4 protein-coding genes are annotated in these 5,524 nt (G+C 40.6%); all 4 read right to left on the bottom strand.

The genetic code is table 11. The annotated features are described in order from the left end of the window. Positions 1 to 144: 144 nt before the first annotated feature. The gene (holA, locus tag HT678_RS06015) at positions 145 to 1,182 is read right to left on the bottom strand and encodes a DNA polymerase III subunit delta (protein WP_000879648.1); all 1,038 of its coding nucleotides are present in this window, start codon (positions 1,180 to 1,182) and stop codon (positions 145 to 147) included. A 33-nt stretch (positions 1,183 to 1,215) separates the two neighbouring features. Then, positions 1,216 to 2,151, bottom strand: a complete 936-nt coding sequence (locus HT678_RS06010) for a dihydroorotate oxidase (protein WP_000255155.1) — start codon at positions 2,149 to 2,151, stop codon at positions 1,216 to 1,218. Between the two features lie 447 nt (positions 2,152 to 2,598). Then, the gene (gene metK, locus HT678_RS06005; protein ID WP_172924700.1) at positions 2,599 to 3,789 is read right to left on the bottom strand and encodes a methionine adenosyltransferase; all 1,191 of its coding nucleotides are present in this window, start codon (positions 3,787 to 3,789) and stop codon (positions 2,599 to 2,601) included. Positions 3,790 to 4,002: 213 nt separating this feature from the next. Further along, the gene (locus tag HT678_RS06000) at positions 4,003 to 5,346 is read right to left on the bottom strand and encodes a DEAD/DEAH box helicase (RefSeq protein WP_050208023.1); all 1,344 of its coding nucleotides are present in this window, start codon (positions 5,344 to 5,346) and stop codon (positions 4,003 to 4,005) included. Between the last annotated feature and the right edge of the window lie 178 nt (positions 5,347 to 5,524).

Here is a 5,524-nt window from a genome sequence, read left to right as displayed (position 1 = left end):
ATCTGCAACCTCAAAGCAGTGCTTTGAGCAGCCTGCAGCTAGTTTCCTAGTTTGCTCTTTGATTTTCATTGAGTATAAAATAAGCAAATCAGTAAGAAACCCACGACAAGATAATCCTGACGCGGGTTGTAGTTTCAACAAATGTCAATTGACCTGACTAGCAATCTGTAAGAGTGCCTTTTCAAAAAGGAAACCTTTTTCATAGAGTCCTGTCTTAATCTGATAGTCTGTCTCAATCAAGTAGGAAATTACTTGCTTCAAAAAGCTCAAAGAAAGTCCTCTTGAATCTCTCAGCGCAAACTTGATTTGATAGGGATTAGGATTGCGTCCGAGAAAACTTCCTAGACTACTTGCAATCTGAGATTCTGTTTGCCCAGACTCCGCCAAAATCTTCACCTGAGTAAAAGTCCGAAATTGTCCTAGCATGACTGCAATCAGTTTGATTTCATCTTCACCTTGCAAGGTCAAATCTCTAACCAAATCGCGCGCCTGATCCATCTTTTTAGTCAGAATAAACTGAGTTAAATCAAAAATATTGTCCTGTAAGGTCTTGGGAATTGCGTTAACAATATCCTCTTCCTCGATAACAGAGTCTTCCTTATAGGACTGTAAAAAGAGGAGATTTTTCTGGATTTCGCTAAATTGAAAACCCGACTTGACGAGAAGATTTTCAAAAGAATTATTGGTAAACTGCAGACCTTCTTTCTGGCTCCACTTTTGGAAATACTGGCGTAATTCTTGTTCTTTGGCTTCTACTGCATCAAAGACCTTGGCATCACGCTTAAGTAATTTTACCAGCCGTCTTTTGCTATCCAGCTTTCCTTCCGCAAAGATCAACAACTTGGTTGTTGGTGAAGGGTTATCAAGGTATTCCTCAAACGACTTGAGTTCATCATCTGTTAAAAAGCGTTTCTTGGCTGTTGTGATATCTACAAAATGGTCTAATATCACGATTTTCTCATCCGCAAAGAAAGGAAGGCTGACTAACTCCAGTTCCACATCCTTGTAGACCACTTCTTTCATATCAAAGTAGGCAAAGTTGAGATCAGCAGAATCATAGCCAATCTGTTTCAATACTTGACTCTTCATCACTTCAAACTGACCCTGATCTGTCCCTGTAAAAAGGCTCAGGCTAGGTAAATTTGATAAAGTCAACTTCTGACTCTCTTCAATGGCTAGCATCTTCTCTCCTTTCTTCTGATTTTTCGATTTAATTTAGTCAATATAGCGCAATTTCCCACGGAAATCTTCTAAGCTCTCGTATCCTTTTTCCGCCATGATTGCTTTTAGTTCATTGGTAATGCGGTCAAAGGCACCGACGCCTTCTTTGTGAAGGGTGGTTCCCACCTGCACCATACTCGCTCCACAGAGAATATGTTCAAAGGCATCACGACCAGTCAACACGCCACCTGTTCCAATGATTTGGATCTGGGGATTTAAGCGTTGATAAAAGGCGTGAACATTAGCTAAAGCAGTTGGTTTGATGTATTCTCCACCAATTCCACCAAAACCATTCTTAGGCCGAATAACGACAGATTCGTCTTCTATATAGAGGCCGTTTCCGATAGAGTTAACGCAGTTGACAAACTTGAGCGGATACTTGTTGAAAATAGCTGCCGCTTGGTCAAAGTGAACAATATCAAAATATGGTGGCAATTTAATTCCAAGAGGTTTGGTGAAGTAGGCAAACACCTCTGCCAAAATCCGGTCTGTTGTCTCAAAATCATAGGCAATCTGAGGTTTACCTGGAACATTTGGACAGGAAAGATTTAGCTCAGTCAGACCACGAAAATCACTCTCTTGGACTTTTTTCAAGATAGTATGGGTTTCCTCTGGAGACATTCCAACCAGAGATAAGAAGAAAGTTCGGTTTGGCTCTTTTTCCTGTAAATCCAAAAGATAATCCAAATAATAGTCTAAGCCCTTATTTGGCAAGCCCATAGAATTGATAGAACCAAGTGGGACATCTTGATAGCGTGGCTCAGGATTTCCCTGACGAAAGTCCAAGGTTGCTGTCTTAGTAACAAAGGTTCCTGCCGCTGAGTTTTTGACCTCTTCTAACTCCTCTATCGTCATACAAGCCACACCTGCTGCATTCATCAAGCAATTGTCAAACTCAAAACCAGCAATTTGTGTTTTCGTTGATACCATGATTCTAATCCTCCAGATTCTTTTTATTGCTAATATTATACCATAATTTTAATTCTAGGTTTACTAGATTCTGTGGTTCTATCTATTTATTCGGAAAAGAAAGTCTAGTGCAGAAGTCATGTTATGGAAACAGCTAGTGTATTGGAAGTTTGAACAAGACTTGGGTCACAGACTTTTGAATGAAGTCCAAGCAACAAGGAGAAATCTCAACCATGAGTCCATTCCATGACTCTGTTGCTCTAGAAAACCTTGCAATAGTCAAGTGATAACGAATAAAACTTTGGATTGAAATATCTCCATGATTATCTATTGCGAGGAGAAATCTCAACCTTTGGCATTTTTAAAGAAATACATGTAAATCTCTACTTTCGCAAAATGGATTTTCAGAACAGTATCCCAGTATAGTTAAAAACTATAAAAAAGAGAGGAAGTCCCCCTCTTAAGATTTTATTTGACTGCTTCTTTTAAAGCGTCTACCTTGTCCAAACGTTCCCATGGAAGGTCAATATCTGTACGTCCCATGTGTCCATAAGCTGCTGTTTGACGGTAAATTGGACGCTTGAGGTCCAGCATTTGGATAATTCCTGCAGGGCGAAGGTCAAAGATTTGACGGGCTGCTTTTTCAAGCTTGCTTTCAGCTACTGTTCCTGTACCGAAAGTATCGATACGAACAGAAACAGGTTGGGCAACACCGATAGCGTAGGCCAATTGAACTTCTGCCTTCTTAGCAAGACCGGCTGCAACGAAGTTCTTGGCAATATAGCGAGCTGCATATGAGGCAGAACGGTCCACCTTAGTCGCATCCTTACCAGAGAAGGCACCACCACCATGACGAGAGTAGCCACCATAAGTATCTACAATAATCTTACGACCAGTCAAACCTGAGTCCCCTTGAGGACCACCGATTACAAAACGACCTGTCGGATTGATAAAGAATTTTGTCTTATCATCGAGATAAGAAGATGGAATAACTTCTTTGATGACCTTGTCAATCACATCTTGATGGATTTGTTCATTAGTAGCCTCTGGATCATGCTGAGTAGAAATAACGACTGTATCTACACGTACCGGACGGTCATTTTCATCGTACTCAACTGTAACTTGTGATTTTGCATCTGGACGGAGATAGCTAATTTCTCCAGATTTACGAAGTTCTGCCAGACGACGAACCAATTTATGACTGAGTGAGATTGGCAATGGCATGAGCTCTTCTGTTTCATCCACTGCAAATCCAAACATGAGCCCTTGGTCTCCAGCACCGATCAAATCAAGTGGATCTTGGTCTGCATTTCCACGAACCTCCAAGGCTTCGTTAACACCTTGGGCAATATCTGGTGACTGCTCAACAAGTGACGGATGAACTCCCACTGTCTCAGCAGAAAAACCATATTCTGTATTGGTATAACCAATCTCTGCAATGGTATCACGAACCACACGGTTAATATTCACATAGGCATTTGTAGAAATTTCACCAAAAACGTGGACGGAACCAGTATAGACAGCTGTCTCAGCAGCAACGTGCGCCTCTGGATCCTCTGCTAAAATAGCATCCAAAATCGCATCTGAAATTTGGTCTGCAATCTTATCTGGATGCCCCTCAGATACAGATTCAGACGTGAATAATTTACGTTCTGACATAAAAATGTCCCCCCTTAAAAATAGTGTTATAGAGTTACAAAGTACTGGTAGGAAAACTCTTAGTGATAAATGCCTACCATCTTATCGGGACTATATAACTTTATCATTATACCATTTTTTAGCGCAATTTGCAGTCTTTAATGTGATATTTCGGTTTAGATAGTTCGTTCTCATAAAGCAAAAAGTTGGAGTTCAGTACTCCAACAATTTCTATTAAAATGTTTGGCGTTTCGCTTTACGCTCTGCACGACCGCGAGCGCGATTTTCAGCACGCTTGGTTTTGCGGCGCTTTTCATCAACCGCCCATTGAATTTTCTTCTTATAACCCGGTTTGACTTTTTTCTTTTTCTTTTTGACCAGACCAATCATTTCAATATCAAGCTTATCTTGCTTCTTCTCACGATTAGCACGACGATCACGGTCATAGGTATCTTGGAATTCTCCATCTTTGACCATCTTAGGAGTAAACTTGATTCCCAATTTCTCCAACTCACGGATATCCGAGTCATCACTTGGCTGATAAAGGGTAATGGCTGTGCCTGGTAGGCCATTTCTTCCAGTACGACCAACTCGATGAACAAAGAAGGACAAATCTTGCGGAATGGCATCATTGATGACATGGCTGACACCTTCAATGTCAATCCCACGCGCTGCCAAGTCTGTTGCGACAATGTACTCAAAATCCAGATTTTTCACCTGATTCATGATACGCTTGCGCTCACGAGGGGCAATATCCCCATGAATTTTTGCCACCTTCAAGCCTTGAGCAGTCAGGTAAGAATGCAATTCATCAGCACGCGTTTTAGTGTTAACAAAAATCATTGCCAAATACGGTTGCATCAACTGAGTCAACTGGTAAATTTGAGCATTCTTATCACGTCCCTTAGTAGAAATCAACCAATTATCAATGGTATCAGAAATGATCGTTTTGGTCTTGATTTTCTCCATAACTGGATTTGATAAGTATTTTTTCAAGAATGGTTGCAGTTTTTGCGGAATAGTCGCTGAGAAGACCATGAATTGCAAGTCTTTTGAAAGACTGCCAGCAATCTTATCAACAGTTTCCAAGAATCCCATATCCAAGGTCATGTCTGCTTCATCAACAACAAAGGTCTTGGCCTTGTGAATAGCCAAATCACCGGATTTAACCAAGTCGTAAATACGGCCTGGTGTTCCAATAACAATATGAGGCTGATTGCTTGCCAATTTCTCAATCTGACGAGCCTTATCCGTACCACCCACATAATTAACCACACGAACTTCCACGTCTGAGTGGGCAGCAATCTGACGGGCTGCTTGGTAAATTTGAGTAGCCAACTCACGACTCGGTGCAGTAATCACTGCCTGTACACTATCGCTAGCTTCATCTAATTGCTGGAAAATCGGTAACAAGAAAGTGTGAGTCTTACCTGAACCTGTTTTTGATTCTCCAACCAAATCTCTACCTGCCAAAACAATAGGAATCAATTTGTCTTGCACCTCTGTTGGAGCTGTAAATTTTAACTCCTCCAAGGCCTCTCTAATATAGTTTTTAAATTGAAATTTCGTAAATGACATAATATCCTCTATTCTATCTATCTTATCAATTATACCATATTTTATTCCATTACAGTAGTCTCACTTATTTAGGCTATTTCCAGTAGCTTCTCTAATAATAAAAAGGCTAGAATTTCATGGTTCCAACCTCTTTTCATACTCAATGAAAATCAAAGATCAAACTAGGAAACTAGCCGCA

The sequence above is a fragment of the Streptococcus sp. 3167 genome (assembly GCF_013277175.1).
Lineage (GTDB): Bacteria > Bacillota > Bacilli > Lactobacillales > Streptococcaceae > Streptococcus > Streptococcus pseudopneumoniae.
Note: the sequence above shows the minus strand (reverse complement) of the source record. Positions and strands in the feature narration are given on the sequence as shown.